Origin of the sequence: Bradyrhizobium sp. SUTN9-2 (assembly GCF_003122645.1) — a bacterium.
Taxonomy (GTDB): domain Bacteria; phylum Pseudomonadota; class Alphaproteobacteria; order Rhizobiales; family Xanthobacteraceae; genus Bradyrhizobium; species Bradyrhizobium yuanmingense.
The window spans coordinates 2,673,543-2,697,080 of record NZ_LAXE01000001.1; the positions used below are offsets into that span (position 1 = coordinate 2,673,543).

Annotated in this window: 18 protein-coding genes and 2 pseudogenes; 12 read left to right on the forward strand and 8 right to left on the reverse strand. The window is 61.5% G+C overall.

Annotated features, from left to right (window positions below; all coding sequences use genetic code 11):
• Positions 1-6: 6 nt before the first annotated feature.
• The 5 genes from XF30_RS12150 to XF30_RS12170 all read left to right on the forward strand — a co-directional run bounded on the left by XF30_RS12150 (position 7) and on the right by XF30_RS12170 (position 5,731).
• Positions 7-756, forward strand: a complete 750-nt coding sequence (locus XF30_RS12150; RefSeq protein ID WP_109142836.1) for an SDR family NAD(P)-dependent oxidoreductase — start codon at positions 7-9, stop codon at positions 754-756.
• A gap of 24 nt (positions 757-780) precedes the next feature.
• Complete coding sequence (locus XF30_RS12155) at positions 781-1,632, forward strand: transketolase (protein ID WP_109142837.1); 852 nt, start codon at positions 781-783, stop codon at positions 1,630-1,632.
• The gene (locus XF30_RS12160) at positions 1,629-2,639 is read left to right on the forward strand and encodes a transketolase family protein (RefSeq protein ID WP_192893114.1); all 1,011 of its coding nucleotides are present in this window, start codon (positions 1,629-1,631) and stop codon (positions 2,637-2,639) included. The genes XF30_RS12155 and XF30_RS12160 overlap by 4 nt, the downstream gene beginning before the upstream one ends.
• 177 nt (positions 2,640-2,816) lie before the next feature.
• The gene (locus tag XF30_RS12165; protein WP_109142839.1) at positions 2,817-3,842 is read left to right on the forward strand and encodes a TRAP transporter substrate-binding protein; all 1,026 of its coding nucleotides are present in this window, start codon (positions 2,817-2,819) and stop codon (positions 3,840-3,842) included.
• Positions 3,839-5,731, forward strand: coding sequence for a TRAP transporter large permease (locus tag XF30_RS12170; protein ID WP_109142840.1), 1,893 nt, complete (start codon positions 3,839-3,841; stop codon positions 5,729-5,731). Before XF30_RS12165 ends, XF30_RS12170 begins: the two co-directional genes overlap by 4 nt.
• Positions 5,732-5,771: 40 nt before the next feature.
• On the opposite strand, the gene XF30_RS12175 is transcribed toward XF30_RS12170, so the two are convergent.
• The 6 genes from XF30_RS12175 to XF30_RS12200 all read right to left on the reverse strand — a co-directional run bounded on the left by XF30_RS12175 (position 5,772) and on the right by XF30_RS12200 (position 12,355).
• Positions 5,772-6,662: an SMP-30/gluconolactonase/LRE family protein gene (locus XF30_RS12175; protein WP_109142841.1), complete on the reverse strand. Its 891-nt coding sequence runs from the start codon at positions 6,660-6,662 to the stop codon at positions 5,772-5,774.
• A 31-nt stretch (positions 6,663-6,693) separates the two neighbouring features.
• Positions 6,694-7,794 carry an ABC transporter ATP-binding protein gene (locus XF30_RS12180; protein WP_109142842.1) on the reverse strand — a complete coding sequence of 367 codons (1,101 nt, stop codon included), beginning with the start codon at positions 7,792-7,794 and terminating at the stop codon, positions 6,694-6,696.
• A 10-nt stretch (positions 7,795-7,804) separates the two neighbouring features.
• The gene (locus XF30_RS12185; protein WP_109142843.1) at positions 7,805-8,644 is read right to left on the reverse strand and encodes a carbohydrate ABC transporter permease; all 840 of its coding nucleotides are present in this window, start codon (positions 8,642-8,644) and stop codon (positions 7,805-7,807) included.
• Positions 8,641-9,564, reverse strand: coding sequence for a carbohydrate ABC transporter permease (locus XF30_RS12190; RefSeq protein WP_204524502.1), 924 nt, complete (start codon positions 9,562-9,564; stop codon positions 8,641-8,643). The genes XF30_RS12185 and XF30_RS12190 overlap by 4 nt, the downstream gene beginning before the upstream one ends.
• Before the next feature lie 61 nt (positions 9,565-9,625).
• Complete coding sequence (locus XF30_RS12195) at positions 9,626-11,062, reverse strand: ABC transporter substrate-binding protein (protein ID WP_109142845.1); 1,437 nt, start codon at positions 11,060-11,062, stop codon at positions 9,626-9,628.
• Between the two features lie 480 nt (positions 11,063-11,542).
• Positions 11,543-12,355 carry a FadR/GntR family transcriptional regulator gene (locus XF30_RS12200; protein WP_109142846.1) on the reverse strand — a complete coding sequence of 271 codons (813 nt, stop codon included), beginning with the start codon at positions 12,353-12,355 and terminating at the stop codon, positions 11,543-11,545.
• Between the two features lie 172 nt (positions 12,356-12,527).
• On the opposite strand from XF30_RS12200, the gene XF30_RS12205 reads away from it, so the two are divergent.
• The 7 genes and pseudogenes from XF30_RS12205 to XF30_RS12235 form a co-directional block, all read left to right on the forward strand.
• A complete protein-coding gene (locus tag XF30_RS12205) occupies positions 12,528-13,493 on the forward strand; it encodes a dihydrodipicolinate synthase family protein (protein WP_109142847.1) in 966 nt (321 codons plus the stop codon).
• A gap of 31 nt (positions 13,494-13,524) precedes the next feature.
• Positions 13,525-14,637 (forward strand): BMP family ABC transporter substrate-binding protein, encoded by a 1,113-nt coding sequence (locus tag XF30_RS12210; protein ID WP_204524503.1) that lies wholly within the window; start codon positions 13,525-13,527, stop codon positions 14,635-14,637.
• A gap of 75 nt (positions 14,638-14,712) precedes the next feature.
• Entirely contained in the window at positions 14,713-15,723 is a 1,011-nt protein-coding gene (locus XF30_RS12215) for an ABC transporter permease (RefSeq protein ID WP_502696164.1), read from the forward strand.
• 3 nt (positions 15,724-15,726) lie between these two features.
• A complete protein-coding gene (locus XF30_RS12220) occupies positions 15,727-16,653 on the forward strand; it encodes an ABC transporter permease (protein ID WP_109142849.1) in 927 nt (308 codons plus the stop codon).
• 40 nt (positions 16,654-16,693) lie between these two features.
• Positions 16,694-18,208, forward strand: a complete 1,515-nt coding sequence (locus tag XF30_RS12225; RefSeq protein ID WP_109142850.1) for an ABC transporter ATP-binding protein — start codon at positions 16,694-16,696, stop codon at positions 18,206-18,208.
• A 30-nt stretch (positions 18,209-18,238) separates the two neighbouring features.
• On the forward strand, positions 18,239-19,750 hold the full coding sequence (locus XF30_RS12230; RefSeq protein ID WP_109142851.1) for a CoA-acylating methylmalonate-semialdehyde dehydrogenase: 1,512 nt from the start codon (positions 18,239-18,241) through the stop codon (positions 19,748-19,750).
• 326 nt (positions 19,751-20,076) lie between these two features.
• Positions 20,077-20,914 (forward strand): annotated as a pseudogene (locus XF30_RS12235) (tyrosine-type recombinase/integrase); the annotation flags it as partial.
• 187 nt (positions 20,915-21,101) lie between these two features.
• Here the strand turns inward: XF30_RS12235 and XF30_RS12240 are convergent.
• Together XF30_RS12240 and XF30_RS12245 are read right to left on the reverse strand one after the other, a co-directional pair.
• Positions 21,102-21,844, reverse strand: a pseudogene (locus tag XF30_RS12240) (IS5 family transposase).
• Positions 21,845-21,924: 80 nt separating this feature from the next.
• Positions 21,925-23,133, reverse strand: a complete 1,209-nt coding sequence (locus XF30_RS12245) for a type III PLP-dependent enzyme domain-containing protein (RefSeq protein WP_109142852.1) — start codon at positions 23,131-23,133, stop codon at positions 21,925-21,927.
• Between the last annotated feature and the right edge of the window lie 405 nt (positions 23,134-23,538).

A 23,538-nucleotide genomic window follows, 5' to 3' on the forward strand; every position in this document is an offset into this window, starting at 1 on the left:
GAACTGATGCTGCTCAGCGGCAAGACGGCCATCATTTCGGGCGCGGCATCGCCGCGCGGCATCGGGCTTGCCACGGCACGGCGGTTCGCCGCCGAGGGCGCCCGGGTCGGCATTCTCGACATTGACGCCGGCGCGGCGGCGGACGCCGCGGCATCGCTTGGCAAGTCCCACATTGGGCTGCAATGCGATGTCGCCGACAAATCATCCTGCGAGCAGGCCGTCGCTCGCGTGATCGAATCCTTCGCAAGCATCGATATTCTCATCAACAACGCCGGCATCACCCAGCCGGTCAAGTTCCTGGATATCTCGCCGGCTGATTGGGATCGCATTCAGGACGTCAATCTGAAGGGCATTCTGTTCCTCTCCCAGGCGGTGATCCCGCACATGCGCGCGCGCAAGTCCGGATCGATCGCCTGCATGTCGTCGGTTTCGGCCCAGCGCGGCGGCGGAATTTTTGGCGGTCCGCACTATTCGGCCGCGAAGGCTGGCGTGCTCGGTCTCGCCAAGGCGATGGCCCGTGAGTTCGGACCGGACGGCATCCGCGTCAATTGCGTGACGCCCGGCCTGATCGGCACCGATATCACCGCGGGCAAGCTGACCGACGAGATGAGGACGAAGATCCTGGAAGGCATTCCGCTCAATCGTCTCGGCACGGCGGAAGATGTCGCCGGCATCTACACCTTCCTGGCCTCGGATCTCTCCGCCTACGTCACCGGCGCCGTGATCGACGTCAACGGCGGCATGCTCATCCACTGAACCAGCAAGACAAGGTCTACATCGATGGAAGCGCCGACCAACACGCTTAGCAACGCGCCCAAGCTGGCAGACCGCGCCTACAACATTCGCCGCAATGCGCTGCGCATGGGCGAGGTTCAGGGCCAAGGCTATATCGCACAGGCGCTGGACATCTCCGATGTCCTCGCCGTGGCCTATTTTCATGCGATGCGCTACCGGCCGGAAGATCCCTCCTGGGAAGACCGCGATCGCTTCCTGCTCTCGAACGGGCACTACGCCATCGCGCTTTATGCGGCTTTGATCGAGGCGGGGATCGTTCCCGAAGACGAGCTCGAAACCTATGGCAGCGACGAAAGCCGCCTGCCGATGTCGGGCATGGCCTCCTACACGCCTGGAATGGAAATGTCGGGCGGCTCGCTCGGGCTTGGGCTCAGCATCGCCGTCGGCATGGGCTTGGGGCTGAAGCGCAAGAACTCCGAGGTGCGGGTGTACACGTTGTTCTCCGACGGCGAGCTCGATGAGGGCTCGGTCTGGGAGGCCATCCAGTCGGCGGGCCATTACAAGCTCGACAATCTGATCGGCATTGTCGACGTCAACAATCAGCAGGCGGATGGTCCCTCGACACAGGTGATGGCGTTCGAGCCGCTGGTCGACAAGCTTCAGGCTTTCGGCTGGTTCGTGCAGCGGATCGACGGCAATGATCTCAAGGCCGTTGTTGCCGCGTTCGATGCCGCCAAGTCTCATCCCGCGCCCAAGCCGCGGATGATCGTCGCCGACACGCTGATGGGCAAGGGCGTTCCCTTCTTGGAGCAGCGTGAGAAGAACCATTTCATCCGCGTCGAGCAGCACGAATGGCAGCTCGCGCTGGCCGCGCTGGACGCCGGGAGGCAGGCATGAAAACTGTCAGATCAGCACCACAGCCGGGCAAGCCGCGCCTGACCACCTCGGCCATGATCGCCTCGATCGCGTCTGAGGGACAGAAAACGAAACCGGCGCCGTTTGGACACGCGCTCGTCGATCTCGCGCGCAGCCGTCCCGATGTGGTCGGCATGACGGCCGATCTTGGCAAATACACCGACCTGCACATCTTTGCGAAGGAGTTTCCGGACCGTTACTATCAGATGGGCATGGCCGAGCAGCTTCTGTTCGGCGCCGCTTCGGGCCTCGCCGCGGAAGGCTTCATGCCGTTCGCGACCACCTATGCCGTGTTCGCCTCACGGCGCGCCTACGACTTCATTCACCAGACGATCGCGGAGGAAGACCGCAACGTGAAGATTGTCTGCGCACTGCCGGGCCTGACTTCGGGCTATGGCCCAAGCCATCAGGCCGCCGAGGACCTCGCACTGTTTCGCGCCATGCCGAACATGACCGTCATCGATCCCTGCGATGCGCATGAAATCGAGCAGCTGGTGCCCGCGATCGCGGCGCATCATGGGCCGGTCTACATGCGCCTGCTGCGTGGCCAGGTGCCGGTCGTGCTGGACGAATACGACTACAAGTTCGAGCTCGGCAAGGCCAAGCTGATCCGCGACGGGAAGGATGTCCTGATCGTCTCGTCCGGCATCATGACGATGCGTGCGCTCGAGGCTGTGCAAGTTCTTAAAAACGATGGCGTCGATGCTGCAGTGCTCCACGTTCCGACCATCAAGCCGCTCGATGCCGAGACAATACTGCGCGAAGCCGGCAAGTCAGGCCGCTTGGTCGTCGTTGCCGAAAACCATACGACGATTGGCGGTCTCGGCGAGGCCGTCGCCGCACTCCTGATGCGTTCAGGCGTCCATCCGCCTTTCCGCCAGATTGCATTGCCGGACGAATTTCTTGACGCCGGCGCACTACCGACACTGCACGACCGCTACGGCATCTCCACCGCCGAGGTCGCAAGGCAGATCAAGCGGTGGCTTTAGCGCACCGGCACTAAGCGTCCGTCAGGCCAAATCCGAGTGAAGAGTTCCACCCGCTGCATGTTGCGGCGGGCGAGCGAAGGCTGTTGCCTGAGTGCGGGCGGTCGAAGAGCCGGACAGCTGAAAACAGCGCAGGCTCATGCAGCCGGCACAACGTCAATACAGGACCAGGAGGAAAACATGACTGTCTCGAAGCCCGGACGCATCAGCCGCCGTTCGCTATTAATCGCGGCGAGCGCGGTACCTCTCTGCGGGATTCTGACCCGTCCAGCGTCTGCCGCCGAGTTCGTCCACAAGTTCGCAACCGGACAGGATCCGACCCATCCGGTGAACATCCGCGCGCAAGAGGCGATCGACCGCATCCGCGAAGCGACCAGCGGACGGCTGGAGATCAGGCTGTTCCCGGCCAATCAGCTCGGCTCCGACACCGAGCTGCTGACCCAGGTTCGCAGCGGCGGCGTCGAGTTCTTTAACCAATCCTCCTCGATCCTTGCCACCCTGGTGCCAAGCGCCGGCATCGTGAACACCGGCTTCGCATTCACCGATTACGACAGCGTGTGGAAGGCGATGGACGGCGACCTCGGCACCTACATCCGTGCGCAGATCGCCAAGACACCGATCATGGCGGTGTCAAAAGCCTGGGACAACGGCTTTCGCCAGGTGACCTCGTCCGGCCGCGAGGTGCGGACGCCGGATGATCTGAAGAATTTCCAGATCCGCGTTCCGCCCGCGCCGCTGCTGACCTCGCTCTTCAAGGCGCTGGGCGCCGGGCCGACGCCGATCAACTTCAACGAGGTCTATTCCGCGCTGCAGACCAAGGTCGTCGACGGCCAGGAGAATCCGTTGCCCATCATTGCGACCGCCCGTCTCTATGAAGTGCAGAGCACGTGCAGCCTGACGGGGCACGTCTGGGACGGCTACTGGATCCTCGGCAACAAGCGCGCTTTCGAGCGCCTGCCGAAGGACGTGCAGGCGATCGTGACGCGAGAGCTCGACCGCTCGGCGGTCGATCAGCGCGCCGACATCGCGAAGCTCAGCCAGTCACTGCGCGCCGATCTTTCGGCCAAGGGCCTCAAATTCATCGACGTCGATCGCGCCGCCTTCCGCCAGGCCTTGTCCAAAACCAGCTTCTACGCCGACTGGAAAGCCAAGTTTGGCGAGGAGGCATGGTCGCAGCTCGAAAAAGCCGCAGGCCAGTTATCATGACCAGCGTGAGCCATCCGCCCCACGTCGATGCCGGTGTGGCGGCCAGCGCTCCGCAGGCGGGCCGGCGCAGTTGGGTGATAACGGCGAACACGGTGCTTGGCCATGTCGTGGCGATCCCGGCAGCACTGCTCGTGCTGGCGGAGATTGCGGTGCTGTCTGCCGGCATCGTGGGTCGATACGTGTTCCGCTCGCCAATTATCTGGTCCGACGAGCTTGCCGGCATTCTCTTCCTATGGCTCGCCATGTTCGGTTCCGTGATCGCGTTCCAGCGCGGCGAACACATGCGGATGACGGCTATCGTTGGCGTTCTCAGCGCGGAGCTTCGCGCGTTCCTGGATGTCGTCGCGGCCGCAGCATCGCTGGCATTTCTTGCGCTCGTTGTCTGGCCGGCCTATGAATTTGCGGCCGACGAGGCCTTCATCACGACACCGGCGCTCGAGATCGTCAACAGCTGGCGCGCGGCGGCGTTGCCGATCGGCATCAGCTTGATGCTGACCGCAGCGGTCCTCCGGCTGATCCGGATCGCGAGCCTGCGCAGCCTGCTGGGTTCGGTCGCGATGGTTGCAGGCATCATTGCGGCGTTCATTCTGCTCGCCCCCGTCTTGAAGCCGCTCGGCAACGTGAATCTGCTGATCTTCTTCGTTTTCGTTGTGGGGGCGATGGTCTTCGCGGCCGTGCCGATCGCGTTCGCATTTGGTCTTGCCACGGTCGGCTATCTCGCCCTGACCACCAGCACGCCCGACGTGGTGATGATCGGACGAATGGACGAGGGCATGAGCCACCTGATCCTGCTCGCCGTGCCGCTCTTCGTCTTTCTCGGCCTTCTGATCGAGATGACGGGCATGGCGCGCGCCATGGTCAGCTTCCTGGCGAGCCTCCTGGGCCACGTGCGCGGCGGATTGCACTACGTGCTGGTCGGGGCGATGTATCTGGTCTCGGGCATTTCCGGTTCCAAGGCGGCGGACATGGCTGCGGTGGCTCCTGTCCTGTTTCCGGAGATGCGGCAGCGCGGGGCCAAACCGGGCGACCTCGTTGCGCTTCTGGCGGCGACCGGCGCGCAGACCGAGACGATTCCGCCCTCGCTGGTCCTGATCACGATCGGCTCGGTGACCGGCGTGTCGATCTCGGCGCTCTTCACTGGCGGGTTGCTCCCGGGCGTGGTGCTCGCGGTCATGCTCGCAGCCGTCGTCTGGTGGCGATACCGCCGGGAAGACCTGTCTCACGTCAAGCGGGCTAGCGGCCGGCAAATCGGGCGGGCCTTCGTGATCGCGATACCTGCTATCGCACTGCCGTTCGTGATCCGCACGGCGGTCGTCGAGGGCGTTGCGACGGCAACGGAAGTCTCGACGATCGGCATCCTGTACTCGGTCTGCGCGGGTCTGTTCATCTACCGCCAGTTCGACTGGCGTCGCATCTACCCGATGCTGGTTGAGACAGCCTCCCTATCAGGGGCGATTCTGCTTATCATCGGCGCGGCGACAGGCATGGCCTGGGCGCTGACCCAGTCGGGATTTTCGGCCTCTCTCGCCAAGTTCATGACCAGCCTTCCGGGCGGGGTACCGGTCTTCCTAGCGGTGACGATCGTGACGTTCGTGATCCTCGGCAGCGTGCTGGAGGGAATCCCGGCCATCGTCCTGTTCGGTCCGCTGCTGTTCCCGATCGCGCGGCAGGTTGGGGTGCACGATGTCCACTACGCGATGGTGGTCGTCCTCGCCATGGGCATTGGCCTGTTCGCGCCGCCGTTCGGCGTCGGTTACTACGCGGCCTGCGCGATCAGCCGCATCAATCCGGACGAGGGCATGAAGCCGATCGTGGGCTATATGATCGCGCTTCTCATCGGCACGGTGATCGTTGCCGCCGTGCCCTGGTTGTCGATCGGCTTCCTTTGACGAGCTTGGCAGGAGCCTCGCGGAAACCCGAGTCTCCTGCTCAGGCGAATTTCGGCAGATGCAGCGGGAGGCCTTCGCAAGGCATGTCGATCTCCTCGACCCGGCCCTTGCCGACCTCCGTCACCCGGAGCTTCTTGCCTCCGAGCGTGAAGGCACAATTCGTCGGCTGAGGCCCATCAAGGATCAGCCGATCGACCACTTCGCCCCGCCGGTCTAGCACCGTAACGTTCTTCTGGTTGTAGACCGTGCAGTAAAGCCGACCGTCCGTTCCGAAAGCCATCCCGTCCGGCCCTTTGAAATCCGGATTGGAATCCGGCTGCAGCACGTTGCCGAAGACGATGCGTTTCGGGGCTGGCTCGGCGAGCACGTCATATCGGTAGATCTCGCCGGTGAACGATGCGTTGGCGTAGAGGTGGTTGTCGGGACCGAAGGCAATGCCGTTGGTGAAGCGGATCTTGCGATCGATCACACGGAGCACCTTCATGGCTGCCGGATCGATCTCATACACACGGCCGTCCCAGTCGAGGTCCATATAACCGTCGACAAAGGCCTGGCCGTTGATGAAATCCTCGGCGGCCATCCCGGAATCGGTCATGTACAGCAATCCGTTCGGACCGAAGCAGAGGTCGTTTGGAAATAGAAACCGGTCCGCGCCTTCGCCCTGCATGCGCCGGATCTCGTTTCCGCCCTCGTCGATGCAGATCAGCGCCCGCAAACCAGCTTCCGCGATCCAGATGCGGCCGTGGCCGTCGGTCGTCAGTCCATTTGGACGGCCGCCCGTCGCTCGGATCACGCGGCGGTTGCCGCGGGGATCGAGCCGCGTGACACAAAGGGTCGACGCGGACATCTCCGTGACATACATCGAGCCATCAGGTAGGCACACCGGCCCCTCCGGCGCGCCAATTCCCCTTGCAAACAATGTCGACGCCATTCATCCCTCCCGTTTTCGAATGTTGCTCTCGTTATGCGATAACCAGGCCGCTGGCCGGGTCGATCAGCACCACGCGATTGAGGTCGATGGCGAGATCAATTCGCTCGCCATGGCTGCTGACGTCATGGGCCTGCAGTTCGGCAACGGCATCGGTGCCGCCGATCTTGATGGTGGTGAAGGTGCGTGTCCCCGTCGGCTGAATGAGATCGGCAATGGCCGAATAGGGCACCACGCCTTCGCGCAACGGCCCGCCGGCTCGACTGAAGTGCTGGGGCCGAATGCCGACGAGAATGTCTCGTCCATCCATACCGGCCAGCGGCCTCGCCTTCGCGCTCGGAAGCGTCAGTTCACCGCCGGTCTGAAACACCACGGCTGCCCCGGGACCGTTTGTCCTGAGGGTCGCCGGGATGAGGTTGATCGAGGGAGAGCCGAGAAAGCCGGCGACGAACCCCGTACGGGGCTGCTCGAACAACTCGAGCGGTGCGCCCTGCTGCTCGATCTGGCCGTCGCGCAGCAGCACGATGCGGTCGGCCAGCGTCATCGCCTCGACCTGGTCATGGGTCACATAGATCATGGTCGTCGTGATCTCGTGATGCAGGCGCTTGATCTCGGTGCGCATCTCGTCGCGCAACTGAGCGTCCAGATTCGAGAGCGGCTCGTCGAACAGGAACAGGTCGGCCTTGCGGACGATGGCGCGGCCGATCGCGACGCGCTGACGCTGTCCACCGGAGAGCTGCCGCGGATAGCGCCGCAGGAAATTGCCGATGCCGAGCATCTCGGCGGCTTCACTGACGCGCTTCCTGATCTCGATCTCGGGAGTCTTGCGGGCGCGCAGGCCGAAGGCGATGTTCTCGCTGACGGTCAGATAGGGGTAGAGCGCATAGTTCTGAAACACCATCGCGATATTGCGCTCGCGCGGGCGCAGATCGTTGACCACCTCGCCGCCGATGGTGATCGTTCCACCATCCGGATCCTCGAGACCCGCGATCGTTCGCAACAGCGTGCTCTTGCCGCAGCCCGACGGCCCCACCAGCACGGCGAATTCGCCATCGGCGATGGTGAGATCCACCCCGCGGACCGCATGCACACTGCCGTAATATTTGTGCACGCCGGACAACTTGACGTCAGCCACTCCGCTCTCCCTAACCCTTGACTGCGCCCAGCGAGATGCCGCGCACGAGATAGCGCTGCATCACCGAGACCGCGACGAAGATCGGCAACGTCCCCAGGACCGACATCGCCGCGATCTTCGCCCAGAAATTCGATTGGCCGCCGAAATAGTGCGTCAGCATGACTGGAAAGGTGATGACCTCGGTGCGCGTGAGCACGAGTGCGAACAGAAAGTCGTTCCAGGCGAACACGAAGGTGAAGACCGACGTCGCCATCAGGCCGGGGCGAACCATCGGAAAAACGACCTTCCAGATCACCTCCCATCGATTGAGGCCATCGACCAGCGCGCTCTCCTCGAGCTCCAGCGGAACGTCGACGATGTAGCCGCGCATCATCCAGATCACGTAGGGGAGATTGAATGCGGTGTAGAGGAGGATCAGCCCGAAATAGCCGTCGACGAGGCCAAAATACACGTAGATCAGGAAGATCGGGAAGATGACAGCGATCGGCGGAATCATGCGCTGGGAGATGATCCACATCGCGAGGTTCTCGCCGCCGGTGCCGAACCTGGCGAGGCTGTAGGCGCAGAGCGTCCCGAGAACGATTGCGACGCCGGAGCTGACGCCGGCGACGATCAGGCTGTTCAGGATCGCAACGACGTCGCCATCCCTAAACAGGACATAATAGTTCGAGAACTGGATCTGTCCGGGAATCCACAACGGCGGAACGTGATAGATCTCGTCCGGTGTCTTGAACGAAATCATGAACAACCAGTAGACCGGAAACAGGAACAGCAGGGTCACGATGCAGGCGCCGAGATAGCGGACGGCGAGAATGCGGGCCTTTCTGGCCGGAAGCCTGCCGGTCCTCATCGCGCAAGCTCCATGCGCTTGAGGACCAGCGTGGTGATGACCGTGAGCAGCGCAATCACCAGGAAGGAAATCGCGGCGGTGTAGCTGGTCTCGAATTGCGAGAAGCCCTGCACATAGGTGTAGAGCGAGATGGTTTCGGTCATCGAGCCCGGCCCGCCTTCGGTAAGGGCCCAGATGATGTCGAAGATGCGGACGAGATCGAGGCCGCGGATCAGGCAGGCGACGGCGATCACGGGCGCGATCGCCGGCAGAACGATCGCGCGAAGCACGCGCAGGTACGACGCCCCATCGATCTCCGCAGCCTCGAGCTGCGACTGGTCCACATTCGACAGCGCGGCGAGCAGCAGCAGGAACATAAACGGCGACCACTGCCAGACCTCGCAGATGATGATCGCCGGATAGACGTAGGCAGGATTGACCGTCCACAGGATCCGGACCGGTTCTCCAGCGAAGAAGCTCAGAATCTGGCCAATCGGGCCGAAGCGGACGTCGAACATCAGACGCCACGTCGCGCCCGCGACGATCGGAGAGATCACTGTCGGAAGCACCAGCAGCGCGACGAAGATCTGTCGGCCCGGCATGCGATCGATGAAGAGCTGCGCCATCAGGAAGCCGACCAGCAGCTCCAAGGGGAGGGCGATCGCGGTGATGATGGCGGTATGACCGAGCGAAGCCCAGAGGCGGGCATCCCTGAACAGCTCCGCATAGTTGAAGAGGCCAACGAAGGAGGTGTCGTTCTCGGTCATCGTGATGCGCTGGAAGCTCACGATCAGCGAGTAGATCAGAGGGAACAGGCCGACCAGGAGAAGAATCAGAATGGCCGGCGCAACGATGAGATAGGGCAGGCGGTCTTCGAGCATGCGCCCGAAGCGGCTGGGGCGGCGCTGCTCCGCGCCATTGAGGCTCACAGAAACTGTCATCATCAGTCCGGAAAACGGCACCGCACGGGAGGGCGAGGCCTCCCGTGCGATATCCAGCCAATTATTGCGGGTAGGCGCCGGGCTTTGCGGCCCAGACCTTGTAGACGGCTTTCTGGTTCTCGATGCCGACCTTCTCGGTGATCGCGTCGAATTGTTGCGCCATGCGGTCGAGAATGGCTTTGGGGTCTTCGCCGGCCCACAGGCTCGAGATCGCTTTGGTCATCGCCTCGTCGTACTTGTCCTGTTGCAGCAAGGAGAGATCGAGCAGGCCCTTCTCGCCCGACGTCTTGATCGTGTCGAGATAGGCTGGAGCATCGGGCCAGAGCGCACGGTATTTCTCGCTCGCGTAGTGCGAGAGGCGGAATGGATCGCGCAGCGTATAGGGCAGCTGGACACGCTCGAGGCTGGTCTTCTTGCTGTTCAGCCACTGGATGAAGAGATACGCGGCCTCCTTGTTCTTGCTGGTGGCCGAGACCGACAGGTCGAAGCCGACGCCGAGCTCGGGACGGCCGAGAGGGGTGAGCGCGTAGCCGACTTTGCCGGCGACCTGCGATTTCGGCACCCACTTCAAAGCTTGCTCGCCCGAGCCATATCCCGCGGCCCAGCGGCCGTAGGGCGGCCAGGAGATCGTCATGGCGGTCGTGCCCTGAAGGAATGCAGCGAGATTGTCGACGAAATTCCACTGCTCGACGCCGGGCGGCATGAACTTGTTTTCCGCCAGCATCTGCTTGAACACCTTGAGGCCGACCTCGCCATTCACCGTCGCCTTCATGGTGTCCGCATTGAAGAACTTGCCGCCCTCCATGCGAAAGCGCTCCTGGAACATGTATTGCGGGTAGGGCGCGGTGCGGAAGAATCCCGCGCCGTAGACCTTGGGCGCCATCTTGTCGGTGATGAATTGGCCGATCTCGTCGAACTGCTTCCAGTCCTTTGGCGGCGCCAGCTCGTAGCCGAACTTGGTTTTGAACTCCTCCTTCATCTTCGGATCCTCGAAGATGTCCTTCCGGTAGTAGAGCAGCATCACGTCGCCATCGTCCGGAAAGCCGTAGATCTTCCCGTCATACTGCATCTGGTTGTCGCGGTAGGCGGCCGCGATATCCTGCAGCTCGTCGCGATAGCCGAACTTGTCGACATACTTGTCGAGAGGCTCGAGCGCGCCTGCACGCGCAAGATCCGGCATCCAGGACGGAATGACGTTCAGCGCGTCATACGCTCCGGCGCCCGATTTGAAATCCTGCATGATCTTGGTGAACATCTGGTCGGTCGGCACCTCGACCACCTTCACCTTGATGCCGGTGAGCTTCTCCCATTGCGGGCCCGAATAGTTCCGCGGATCGAGTGATTGGAGACCGGCCTCCCACACGATGCTGATCGTTGTACCTGCGTACTTCTTCGCGGCCTCGACCGCAGTGTCGGCCGCATCCTTGTCGGCAGCCGGCGCTAAGCCGGCAGCGAGCACTAGGACAGCGACCGCGCCGAGAAACGTCCTGAACTTCATCCCGTCTTCCTCCTCTTGGGCGTCCGGAGTCCGGCGGAGCCGGCTTCGGAGCGCTTCTCACGTCATCCCTGCCTGGTTAGCCAGCCTTGGGCGTGAACGGACGCTGTCGGCGGCGACCGGACCGAAAGAAACAAATTCATCTATGTCGAGGATTTGCAGCGCAGGCGCATCGCGGGTCCGGGCTTACCGCCCGCAACCTGAATGGACGCCAGTTGGCGTTGTAGAAGCACGCATCCTCCCCAAAACGCTCGAGAGCGTTGACTTTGGGGCTAGTCTGCGTCGAGGCGGAACCGGCCGACAAATGAGAACTTTGCAAGCATCGATGAACCGCAGTCACCTATCTGCTGAGGTTTCTGAGAAGCAAAACGAGTCGATCAAGCGTTGCTCGGATCGGGCTGGTGAACAAGCTTTGCCCCACGACCAAACCGTAGTGCACGCGCAGGGTGGTGCCGGTGTAATTGTAGCGGAACAGGGTGCGCTTCAGGACAGTGGTCGCGGGCGCGGCGCCATTTCCGAATCGAGAATCAGTCGACCATCGAGTCGGCCATCCAGCCGCTTCACGTATTCTGAAGCTTCCTCCATGTGCGCTTTCATGAGCGCGCGCACGCGCTCGCTGTCGCGCGCGCGGGCGGCCTTGGCGATCTCCGTGTGAATCTTGACGTTGGCGCATCCGAATCTCGTGTGCTCTTCAGGAGGCGTCTGGGTGCTGAAAACAACCAGCCGACGAAGCATCTCGTTGATGAGCTCGCATGCGAAGCGCAGAAAAGGATTGGGGTTTGCTGCAGCCAGGATGTCGTGAAAGTCGAGATCCGCCTGGCGTTGACGAACCAGAAGAGACGGCTCCTGCGAGGTCGGCTGGCACGTTTCGATGTTGTGCTCCAGCGCATCGAGCTGCTCGTTCGACAGAAACGGCACCGAGCCGGCAGCCAATTCCGGCTCCAGCAGCCGCCGCGCCGCATAGATGTCCTCCATGCTGACTTCTTTGAAGAACAGGTAGTTCTGCAACAGCTGAAAGGTGCGCTCGAGCGGGACCTCCATGATCGTTGCCCCGCCAGTCGGCCCGGTGCTGATGGTGATCAGTCCCTGCACCTCGAGGGACTTGAGCGCCTCGCGGATCGTGCTCTTGCTGACCGAAAACAGCCGCTGAAGCTCCTTCTCCATGGGAAGCTTGTCGCCCGGACGAAGGTTCTTCTGCGTGATCAGCTGCTTGATCTCTTCGGTAACGAGATCGGCCCGCTTTTGAATTTTCAGCCGCGCCCCCGGCCGCGGCAATTTTTCCAATTCGACCGCCATCCCGAATTCTCCAAAGCTACCAATGAGTTCCAAGGCCGATTCCGTCGCGAATTGGCATGGGCCTGAGAAAACACCGACTCCTTGATTGACACTTCTCCCATAACAGGCATATTCATGCAAATCCGGTTTATCATGATAAATAGAATAGACCGGTTCGTTCAAGGGAGCGGACATGGCGATCGGACAGAACATTCCGGAAATCTGGGCGGCGATTCACACGCCCTTCGATTCATCTGGTGCCATCGACGAGGCCGGCGTTCGCCGGAACGTCCGCCACTACATCGCAACCGGATTGGCGGGCGTGTTTTGCAACGGGCTGATCGGCGAAGTCTGGTCGCTCACGCTGCAGGAGAGAAAGCGTGTCATCGAGGTCATTACGGACGAGGCGGGGGGACGCGTTGGGATTTCCGTGGTGATCTCCGGTCCCTCGGTGGAAGAAACCATCGATCTCGGCGAGCATGCACGTCGGCTCGGCGTCAGCCATGCCGTGCTCATGGTCCCAACCTCCGGTCCGCGATCGCCTGCGCAGCAATTCGCCTATCTGCACGATATCTGTGCCCGCTTGGAGATGCCGATCGTCATCTTCAACGCGCGAACCGCCGCGGGCATTCCACTGGATCCCGGCGTTTTCACGCAGCTCTGCTCGCTACCCAACCTGAAGCTCCTGAAGACGACAGGCAACGCAGCCGAGAACGCGGCGCTTCGCCTGGCTGCGCGAAACGGCGTCCTGGTGTCGGACCCGCTGGAAGAGAACTTCTTCGCCAACATGCAGGCCGAGGGGCAGTCGATCCTCTATGCCGACCCCGAGCCCTATCTCTATCAACGCGGCGAGTTTCGCCCGATCGCGGAATACGTGGCTCTGTTGACGGCCGGACGGACGGAAGAAGCAGCACGCATCTATGCTTCACTCGCGCCGCAACGGATCATCTTCAACAAGTGGATCATGGACCCGCTGAAGCGCGGTCACATGCCGAACGCAGCGGTCAAGCATTGGTGCGATCTGATCGGCCTTGCCGGCGGCGCCGTGCGCTCGCCGGTCACGCCGCTATCCGCTGCTGAAAGACGAGAGCTGGAAGCCGATCTCATCGCATGTGGTGCGCCCGGTCTGCTGTCGGCTGCCGAACGAATTTGGTCGTGACTGGTGATTGCAATCTTCAACGGAGGGGAACATGACTTTGAAGCCTGTTGATCGTCGCTCGGTGCTCCAGATGCTAGCCGCTGCCGGCTCCGCACCATTCGTTCTCAAGAGTACTGTTGCCCGTGCGGAGACGCCGCTGACCGTTGGAGTTCTCTACTCCGGCTCCAAGCAGGATTATGGCTTCAACCAGTCCCACGCACAGGCCGCCGCGGCCCTGAAGAAGCTGCCCGGCATCAAGGTGATCGAAGAGGAGCGCGTTCCGGAAACGATCGCGGCCCAACGCAGCATGGAAGGCATGATCCGCCAGGACGGCGCTCAACTTATCCTGGCGACGTCCTTTGGCTACTTCAAGCCCCACGTTCTGGAGATGGCGGCCAAGTATCCGGATGTCACCTTCGCTCACACCGGCGGCGTGTGGACGGCGGGCATGCCCGAGAACATCGGCACGTTCTACGCCTACATCTTCGAGGCGCAGTACATTTCGGGAATCGTCGCCGGCCACATGACGAAGACCAAGAAGCTCGGCCTCGTTGCTGCAAAGCCGACGCCCAATCTTCTGCGCAGCATCAACGCTTTTACGATCGGCGCGCGTTCAGTCGATCCGGCCATTCAGGTGCAGGTCATCTTCACGGGCGACTGGGTTCTTCCTGTGCGCGAGGCGGAGGCGACGAACACGCTGGTCGACCAGGGGGCCGACGTCATCGCCGCCCAGGTCGATAGCCCGAAGGTCGTGATCGAGACGGCGGAGAAGCGCGGCGTCATGTCATGCGGCTACCACTCGAGTCAGGCCGACGTGGCTCCCAACGGCTATCTCACGGGGGCCGAGTGGAACTGGATCACGCCTTATCTTGTCTATGCCGGCAGCGTGCGTGGCGGCAAGAAGCCCGAGCACTATCTCCGTGCCGGCCTTGGCGATCATTTCGTCAAGAACAGCCCGTTCGGGAAACTCGTTACGCCTGAGGCGCGCGCAGCGGCCGAGACGGCGCGCGCAGACCTCATCGGCGGCACGCGCGTGATCTACAGTGGCCCGCTCAAGGACAACAAGGGCAACGTTGTCATTCCTGCTGGCGTCATGCAGAGCAGCAACGACCGTGCGCTCGACGGCATCAACTATCTCGTCGAAGGCATCATCGGCCAAGTCTAGGAGGCGCTCTTGTCTTCGATCTCCGGAATCGAACCCGTGCCTCCGAAGCCGCTGGTAACCACAGCTCAACTGAGTGTGGCCTTGCCTGTCCTGGCGGTGCTGCTCGCCTCCGCCATCTTTGCGGCGTTCGTGGCCTTGTATGGACAGAACCCCGCCACGGTGTTCGCTCTGATCGTCCAGGGCGGCTTCGGTAGCAGCTTCGCCTGGCAGGATACCTTGTCGCGCGCCGCTCCTTTGGTCCTCGTGGGGCTCGCGGTTGCGATCCCCGCGCAAGCGGGGCTCGTGATTATCGGCGGCGAGGGAGCCTTGGTGCTCGGCGGGCTCGCAGGTGCCGTTGTGACGTTGCCGTTCGCGGGAGCGCACGCGCTTCCCATGCAGCTCCTGATGTTGCTGGCCGGCGGCTTGATCGGAGGGCTCTGGTTCGGTCTGGCGGGTGTGCTCCGCCAATATCGCGGCCTCAACGAAACGATCTCGAGCTTGCTGCTGTCCTACATCGGAATCGCGGTCTTCCACCACCTGACCGAAGGCATGTTGCGCGATCCGGCAAGTCTCGACAAGCCGTCGACCCACCCTATCGAACCCTCCTACATGCTGCCGACGTTGCCAGGTGTGGGCGTTCACGCTGGCCTTGCCGTCAGTCTCTTGCTGGCGATCGCCGCACATGTCGTGCTCCGCTACACCCGCTGGGGCTTTGCGCTGCGGGTGGTCGGCGGAAGTGCCGGGGTCGCGAGGATGATCGGTCTTGCGGTGAATCGCTGGATCATCGGCGCCTCGGTCGTGGCAGGCGGCATGGCGGGCATTGCCGGCGCGATCGAGGTGGCTGCAGTGCAGGGGACGGCCAACTCCTCGCTCATCGTCGGCTATGGCTATAGCGGAATCCTCGTCGCCTTCCTGGCGCGGCACCAGCCGCTTGCGATTGTCGCCGTCGCGCTGTTGATCGGCGGCATGCAGGCGAGCGCCAGTTTGCTGCAACGGCGTCTCGGACTTCCGGATGCGACAATGCTGGTGTTCCAGGGCCTGATTTTCGTCTGCGTTCTCGTCGCGGATGCAATTGCGCAACAACTCCGAGAAACGACGCGGAGGTAAGACATGGACGCTACATCAATCGGTTGGCTTGCGCTGCCGCTCGCGATCCTGGGTGGGGCGATCCGTGTGTCGACACCCTTCATTTTCGTGAGCATCGGTGAGCTGATCACCGAGAAATCGGGCCGTATCAATCTGGGCCTCGAAGGCACGCTGATGCTCGGTGCCATGGCGGGATACGCGATCTCCTACCTGTCCGGCTCGCCTTGGCTCGGCGTGCTTTCCGCGGGACTCGCCGGAATGGCCTTCGGACTCCTGCATGGCCTGCTGTGCAGTGTGAAGCGCGTCAACGACACCGCGATCGGCATCAGCCTGATCGTGCTCGGTACGGGGCTCGCGTTCTTCCTGGGCAAACCCTTGATCGAGCCCAAAGCGCCGCCGCTTCCCTCGATCGCACTCGGATTCTGGTCGAGCGTACCGCAGGTGCGAGCTGCGCTGGACGTCAACGCACTGTTCTTCGTCGGAATTGCACTGGCTTTTGCGGTCTACGTCTTCCTGAACAGGACCGGCTGGGGGCTGATGCTGCGTACGGTGGGAGATAGCGAGGATGCCGCACGCGCGCTTGGCTTTCCCGTACTGCGGGTACGAACCATCGCGACCATGGCGGGCGGCTTTCTCGCCGGCATCGGCGGCAGCTTCCTGTCGCTTTCGTATCCTGGAAGCTGGAGTGAAGGGCTGTCGAGTGGCCAAGGCATCATGGCGGTCGCGCTCGTCATCTTTGCGCGCTGGCGCTCCATCAACGCCCTCGGCGCATCGCTGCTGTTCGGCGGGGCGGGCGCTCTTGGTCCTGCGCTCCAGGGCATTGGCGTGACCGGCTATTACTACCTGTTCAATGCGGCCCCCTACATCCTGACGCTGGCGATCATGGTGGCTTCGACGTCGCGCGCCGCTCCGTTCGCCGATGCGCCGGGCGAGCTCAAGCTGCACCGGTGAGAAGCGCCGTGACGGGAATTCATCCTCGGAGGATAGTACGATGACCGCTCCGCAAGTCGAGCTCAGGAACATGACGAAGCGTTTCGGAGCGAATCTCGCTTTGAACAACGTGTCGCTACTGATCCGCTCGGGCACCGTCCACGCGCTGCTCGGGGAGAATGGCGCCGGCAAGAGCACGTTGGTCAAATGCCTCGTCGGCTTTTACCATCCGGACGAGGGTCACATCGAGGTGGATGGGCGCGAGCATCGGCTGAGCTCGCCGAAGGATGCCGACGCGCTCGGCATCGGCATGGTGTATCAGCATTTCACTCTCGTGCCGTCGATGACGGTGGCGCAGAATCTCGTCGTCAGCGGAGCGAGATTGCCGGCCTATATCAACTGGCAAAACGAGCTAAGGCGGCTGACCGAAGTTACAAAGAAGCTTCCGTTTCACGTGTCACTCGACGTACGCGTCTCGCAGCTCTCGGCGGGCGAGAAGCAGAAGGCCGAGATCGTCAAGCAGCTCTATCTCGGGCGCAAGCTCCTCATCCTGGACGAACCGACGTCGGTGCTGACGCCGGCAGAAGCCGATGAAGTGCTCGGCCATGTTCGTAGCCTGACACGGACGGGCGAACTCAGCGCCATCCTGATTAGCCACAAGTTCCATGAAGTGCGCCGATTCGCCGACGACGTGACGGTGTTGCGTCGAGGCGCGTCGGTGCGAACGGGCGCCGTCGCCGATTTGACGGATGACGCTCTGGCAGAAGCGATGATCGGCGAGCCCATCAGCAAGATGGTGCAGCACGCGCCGAAATCACCGCCGAAGTCCGATATTATTCTCTCCATCAGCGACCTCCGCGTGAACGGCGACAATGGTCTTCCCGCCGTGAAAGATCTCTCGCTCGTGGTGCGGGCAGGCGAGATTGTCGGAATTGCCGGGGTATCCGGAAATGGACAGTTGGAGTTGGTCGAGGCCCTGATGGGACAGCGGGATCGCAGCGGAACGATGACCGTGTCCGGCTCATCGTTCAACGGGACGCGACAGGAAATCGCTCGCCTCGGCGTCTACGGACTGCCGCAAGAGCCCCTGAAGAACGCCTGCATCGATCGCATGTCGCTGGCCGAGAACCTTGCCCTGCGCAATTTCGATCGGGTGCCGCTCTGCCGTGGTATCGCAATGAACTACGGCGCGCTCGCAGAGCAGGCTGAGAGGCTGGTGGCGCAATTCCGTGTCAAGGCGCCTGGCCTGACCGCAAGCATGAGCACGCTGTCCGGTGGCAACGTGCAACGGGCCGTACTGGCGCGGGAGCTCACGCAGGACGTCCGATTGCTGGTCGCGTCCAACCCGACGTTCGGTCTCGATTTCGTTGCGTGCGAAGAAACGTACCGTCGGATCCTCGAGGCCCGGAACGGCGGAGCCGCAGTGCTGCTCATCTCGGAGGATCTCGACGAGTTGCTTGGCTTGGTCGACAGGGTCCTCGTCATGAGCGCGGGTCGCATCGTCCATGAAGTGTTAGCCGAGCGCGCCGACAAGCGCGTGATCGGAAAATACATGGCGGGAATGAAAGCGGCCTGATTTGAGGGCGCGGGTCTGATCAGAAACAAGATGGAGACGTTCGTGGTCACGCAGATCAATCATTTCATCAATGGCAAGCAGGTCCCGGGCGGCAGCGAACGCAGCTTGCCGGTCTTCAACCCGGCAACGGGCGAGCAGACCGGCCGTGTTGTGGCCGCCAACGCGGTCGTGGTGGCCGACGCGGTGTCCGCCGCCAGCAGGGCGGCCGAGGGTTGGGCCGAAACGACGCCTCTACGTCGTGCGCGCGTTCTCAATCGATTTCTGCGCATCCTTGAGGATCGCGCAAGTCAGCTTGCCGACGTGATCGTCTCCGAGCACGGCAAGGTTCACTCCGACGCTCTGGGCGAAGTTCAGCGCGGAATGGAGGTGGTCGAGTTTGCCACGGCCGCTCCGCAGCTCCTCAAGGGCGAACTCACCGAGAATGTCGGTACCCGTGTCGACAGCTATTCTATTCGCCAGCCGCTCGGTGTTGTCGCCGGAATCACGCCCTTTAATTTCCCGGTCATGGTTCCGATGTGGATGTTCCCGGTCGCTCTCGCCTGCGGAAATGCGTTCATTCTGAAGCCATCTGAGCGCGACCCGTCGGCGTCGCTCATCATGGCGGAGTGGCTGAAGGAAGCCGGTCTGCCGGACGGTGTGTTCAACGTGGTGCAAGGCGACAAGGAAGCTGTCGATGCGCTGCTCCATCACCCAGATATTTCGGCGATCAGCTTCGTGGGCTCCACACCGATCGCGCAGTATATTTATTCGACAGCCGCGCACAGCGGGAAGCGCTGCCAGGCGCTCGGCGGCGCCAAGAACCACATGATCGTGATGCCCGATGCCGACATGGATCAGGCGGTCGATGCGTTGATGGGAGCCGCCTACGGCTCCGCCGGCGAACGCTGCATGGCAATCTCGGTTGCCGTGCCGGTCGGCGAGGGGACCGCGGACAGGCTGATCTCCGCGCTCGAACCCAAGGTCCGAGGCCTGAAGGTCGGGCCGGGTACCGACCGCGAAGCGGAGATGGGGCCTCTCGTCACGAGGCAGCACCTGGAGAAGGTAAGGAGCTATATCGATGCCGGTGTCGCCGAGGGCGCAAAGTTGCTGGTCGACGGACGCAAGTTCAGGATGCAGGGCTACGAGAATGGTTTCTTCGTGGGCGGAAGCCTGTTCGACCATGTCAAGCCGAACATGAAGATCTATACGGAAGAGATCTTCGGACCGGTGCTGTCAGTCGTTCGAGCGCCGGACTACGCGACAGCCGCGCGCATGATCAATGAACACGAATTTGGCAATGGTACCGCCATCTTCACGCGTGATGGCGATGCCGCGCGTGAATTCGCCCACCAGATCAAGGTTGGAATGGTCGGTATCAACGTTCCGATTCCGGTGCCGATGGCCTTTCACTCCTTCGGTGGATGGAAAGCATCGATCTTCGGCGACCACCACATGCACGGCCCTGAAGGCGTCCGCTTCAATACGCGAATGAAGACCGTGACCAGCCGCTGGCCGACAGGAATACGAGCAGGTGCTGAATTTGTCATGCCAACCATGTCATGACGGCGAGCTGCATGTTTCTCTTTCTCCCCAACTGCGAGGGCCCTCGGCCCTCGTTCTTTTTCGGGCCATTTCATTGGCCGCAGTCTTAGAGAAATGATCGAGTCTGCGCAGACAGTAGTGCAAGCGCAGTGCGGACATGAGTGCGATTTTTCTCCAGATTGCTTACTCGCTCGAATATGGCGAAGCTGAAGTTTCGATACGGGCGCGATATCGCATTGTACAACCTAGGGAATTGGCGCACCCGGCACCGGTTCGAACGTGTGACCTTTGCCTTCGGAGCAATTTAACCCGACTGCTTACGTGGTGCTTACGCGAGAACGGGTGTTCTGTCGGGAGAATGCCCACGGCTAGGCTCACGAAGAGATGCCGCTGAGCCGAGCGACAAGGACTATGTCATCTGGGATGAAGAGCTCCCTGGTTGCGTCTGCGCGTCTCCATTTCTGGCTCGTAGCTACGTCATCCAATACAGATCACTATGCCACTCGCGCTGCTACACCATCGGCTTGCATGGCGTCTGGACCGCCGAAAGCGCGAGGCAGGAGGCGAAGGTCCAGTTGGGGCGCGAAGCACAGGGTGACAATCCCGCGAGGAACGCCAGCTCGCTCACAAGGCGATCACCATCAAGGAGCTCTGCACGCTTAACTTCAACGATCTGAACGCCGGCCTTGTCTTGGGAAAGGGTGGACGCCCCAAGAACCCCACTACCATCATCACCGATACCGCCCGCATCGAGCGCCATATCATTCCGCTTCTCGGCACGCGGCGCGTGAAGGACCTAACCAAGGCCGACATCAACGAGGTCCTGAAGGATATCATGGCCGGCAAGACGCGAGCCTCGGTCAAGACGAAAAAGCTACGCGAGAAAGCGATCGTCGCGGTGGCGCGGGAACGGCGACGCGGACCTTCGGGATTCTCGGCGGCATTCTCACGTACGCACGTCGAGGCGGGAATCTCCACCAATCCTCCCCATGGTCTGAGAAAGCCGAAGGACAACGTGCGGAGCCGCCGGCTCGCAGAAGCCGAATATCGGACACTTGGCGAGATACTGCGAAATGCCGAGAAGAAGGACGAAAAGTACGTCACGACGGCCGACATCATTCGCAGATAGCACTAACCGGCTGCCGGCGGAGCGAGGTGATTGGTCTGATGTCGACCGAGGCCGATAGAATCGCGGATGCTTGGACAACACCAACGACGTCCTCAAGACTCGGAAGGTTGTCCTGAGCGATCCCGATGTCGTGCGCGATCCAGGCCCGTTGCAGTCGCTCCGCCTGCGGCATGAAATGCGGGATTGGCCCACACATCGCTCTGCGATTCTCGCTATATCGATAACATTTTCTATGGTCCAGACTCAATTGAGCCAATATGCGACGGGAGCGTTCGAGATGAGCAGCCAGGAAATTCCGAGCAAGCTTATCGTATCGGGTGGCGATGCGTCCGAAGTCCTTGAGCCTGCAGAAGCTGCGCTCGATGACATTTGGGCCTTTGTAGGCCCGTTTGTTGAAGCGATGGATGACGAGTGCGGTTGGATGTGTTGGGGATTACGGGTTTAGCGCCGCAACTAACGATCTTCGGCGCGAAAGCCGTCCCCATCATAGCCTTTGTCGGCGATGAGTGCGCGCATGTATGCGCGAGCGCCAGAACATCGGGTGCAACAGTCATATCGGCATCTTGGCCCGGGGTCAGATGAAGGACGACCGGCCGGCAGAGTGGATCGCTCAGCGCATGGATTTTGTCATGCGACCGCCGCCCGAGCGGCCGATCGCCTGATTTTGCCCCCTTTTTCCGCCGGAGGCACAACGATGAGCTTTGACCGAGCTCGAGACGAGCGACAGCGCGACGGAATCTTTGGCGAGCTTGGCCAGCGCTTCAAAAATTACGCACCATCGTCCGCGCTTGGCCCAACGATTGAAGCGATTGTAGACGGTCGTGTAAGGGCCATATTCACGCGGACAATCGCGCCATCGCGCGCCCGATTGCAGCATGTAAACGATGCCGCTGACGATGCGCCGATCGTCGTCCCGCTCCGGCCCCGTTCAGCAAATGAGGTCGCGCCTATTGCTTGTCATTCAGCCAAAACAGACCCTCACGCATTCTCTCGCCCCAAATCAACCACACAGGCCAGAGAATCACGTGATGCTAATCAGGTGCAGACCCTAGTATGTTCATGAAAACTACTGAATGGCGGCGGGCAACATGGTAAGTTCATCCTGCCCTACCGCCACGATCTTATCAACCGAAAACCCGTTAAATCGCGCCATATCCGTATAGGCGCCCACATGCTGGAATTCAATCCAATCGCCTTCGCTCAAATCGCGTGGCAGTGAATACGAGAATCCAAGCCTGTCCATGCTGTCGCAAGTTGGGCCAAAGATGATGAAGTCCTGCCACTCCTCAGTCTGGATCGGTTGTCCCCCACGCCAAGCGCGGGCGGGGAGCAGAAAACATTGTCGGGAAGGTGAGAGCCCGCTGTAGATGCCCGCGCCGCAATAGAGCGCCTCGCCTTTTCTTAAGATCACGCGGCAAAACAAAGAGATGCTATCATGAACCAGTGCTCGTCCGGGCTCACACAACAGTTCAACACGCTTTAGTGCATCCGTTCCGCGCACCAGTTTCGTGATCTCGGAGAGCATGCGCAAGGGCGAGAGATAGGGGACGTTCAGATAATGGCCGGGAAAGCCGCCACCGATATCGAGCGCTGTGGGGGCCGGAAAAACAGCTTGTATAATGTCGACGGCCGCCCGAATGCCATGCAGATAGGGATCGACAACGATCGTTTGGGAACCTGGGTGAAAGGACAACCCCGTGGTCCAGCGCGATTGCGCGTTGACGAGATCCAGCAGACGGCTCGCTTCGGCGGGCGAGGCACCAAACTTGCCGTTTAAGTCTATGATGGCGCACGTCGCGCTACACTTGAACCGGACGTAGATTCGTATTTCCGGATCATGCGACGGCAAGACTTCGAGGAGCTTTCGCAGCTCGGCTTCGCAATCGATGACATAATCGCGAACCCCCAGATCGCGGAACGTCCGTTCGATATCGCGACGGGATTTCACGGGATTCATGAACCATGAACGGGCCCTGGGAATAGTGGAATGTACAAGGTGGGCTTCGGCCAGCGACGCCACGTCGAATCCGGCCACTCCGCCGCGAGAGACCGCCTGAAGAATTTTGGGCAACGGATTCGCCTTCACCGCATACAGTACGCGTCCTGAGAAATGCTCGGTGAATTCGCGCGTGACGGATGCAAGACGCCCCTCATTGAGCGTATAGAAGGCGTCAACTTCTTCCCTTTCCAATGACCTTACCAAACTCATATGGGACCATTCCTCTCGCGCCAGACGCGGAGTAGCCAGCGCCGTTCTTGCCTGCTGCGCGAGCAATGACCATGCCAGCGCTCCTCGCGCATCAAACCGCCTGGTTACTCTTTGAACAGTTTGTCATGCGCCGCGGCGCGCGATGTCTTGGATCTTACAGCTTTTGTAGCTGTGAAAAATCAGACAAAGATCGGGGGGCCGACGCATCCGGATGTGCATCACGGCCTTAGTCTCTGGTTGAAGTTCGCTCTGGCCTAAGACAAGGACCAGGCTATAAACCGGGGCAGCGGCCGTCAGTTTGAGGCCAACTAGACCAAGGTCGGGCTCAATTGATCCGCCAAGTGGGGGCGGCTGCCGGTGGGGAGAGCCGAATGGATACCCACAAGAATGTGCCTCTGACGCCGAAAGGTCGAGAGGCAATGGTGCGGAGCGTGAGCGAAGGCGACTCTTGCTCTTGGTGCGGACTCGATA

Bases quoted from the DNA above. Each gene is read 5' to 3' on its own strand.
- XF30_RS12230 (WP_109142851.1), top strand. From the start codon at position 18,239: ATGGAGACGTTCGTGGTCACGCAGATCAATCATTTCATCAATGGCAAG.
- XF30_RS12170 (WP_109142840.1), top strand. From the start codon at position 3,839: ATGACCAGCGTGAGCCATCCGCCCCACGTCGATGCCGGTGTGGCGGCC.
- XF30_RS12195 (WP_109142845.1), bottom strand. From the start codon at position 11,062: ATGAAGTTCAGGACGTTTCTCGGCGCGGTCGCTGTCCTAGTGCTCGCT.
- XF30_RS12210 (WP_204524503.1), top strand. From the start codon at position 13,525: ATGACTTTGAAGCCTGTTGATCGTCGCTCGGTGCTCCAGATGCTAGCC.
- XF30_RS12155 (WP_109142837.1), top strand. From the start codon at position 781: ATGGAAGCGCCGACCAACACGCTTAGCAACGCGCCCAAGCTGGCAGAC.
- XF30_RS12185 (WP_109142843.1), bottom strand. From the start codon at position 8,644: ATGAGGACCGGCAGGCTTCCGGCCAGAAAGGCCCGCATTCTCGCCGTC.
- XF30_RS12205 (WP_109142847.1), top strand. From the start codon at position 12,528: ATGGCGATCGGACAGAACATTCCGGAAATCTGGGCGGCGATTCACACG.
- XF30_RS12160 (WP_192893114.1), top strand. From the start codon at position 1,629: ATGAAAACTGTCAGATCAGCACCACAGCCGGGCAAGCCGCGCCTGACC.
- XF30_RS12200 (WP_109142846.1), bottom strand. From the start codon at position 12,355: ATGGCGGTCGAATTGGAAAAATTGCCGCGGCCGGGGGCGCGGCTGAAA.
- XF30_RS12225 (WP_109142850.1), top strand. From the start codon at position 16,694: ATGACCGCTCCGCAAGTCGAGCTCAGGAACATGACGAAGCGTTTCGGA.
- XF30_RS12220 (WP_109142849.1), top strand. From the start codon at position 15,727: ATGGACGCTACATCAATCGGTTGGCTTGCGCTGCCGCTCGCGATCCTG.
- XF30_RS12190 (WP_204524502.1), bottom strand. From the start codon at position 9,564: ATGACAGTTTCTGTGAGCCTCAATGGCGCGGAGCAGCGCCGCCCCAGC.
- XF30_RS12175 (WP_109142841.1), bottom strand. From the start codon at position 6,662: ATGGCGTCGACATTGTTTGCAAGGGGAATTGGCGCGCCGGAGGGGCCG.
- XF30_RS12150 (WP_109142836.1), top strand. From the start codon at position 7: ATGCTGCTCAGCGGCAAGACGGCCATCATTTCGGGCGCGGCATCGCCG.
- XF30_RS12165 (WP_109142839.1), top strand. From the start codon at position 2,817: ATGACTGTCTCGAAGCCCGGACGCATCAGCCGCCGTTCGCTATTAATC.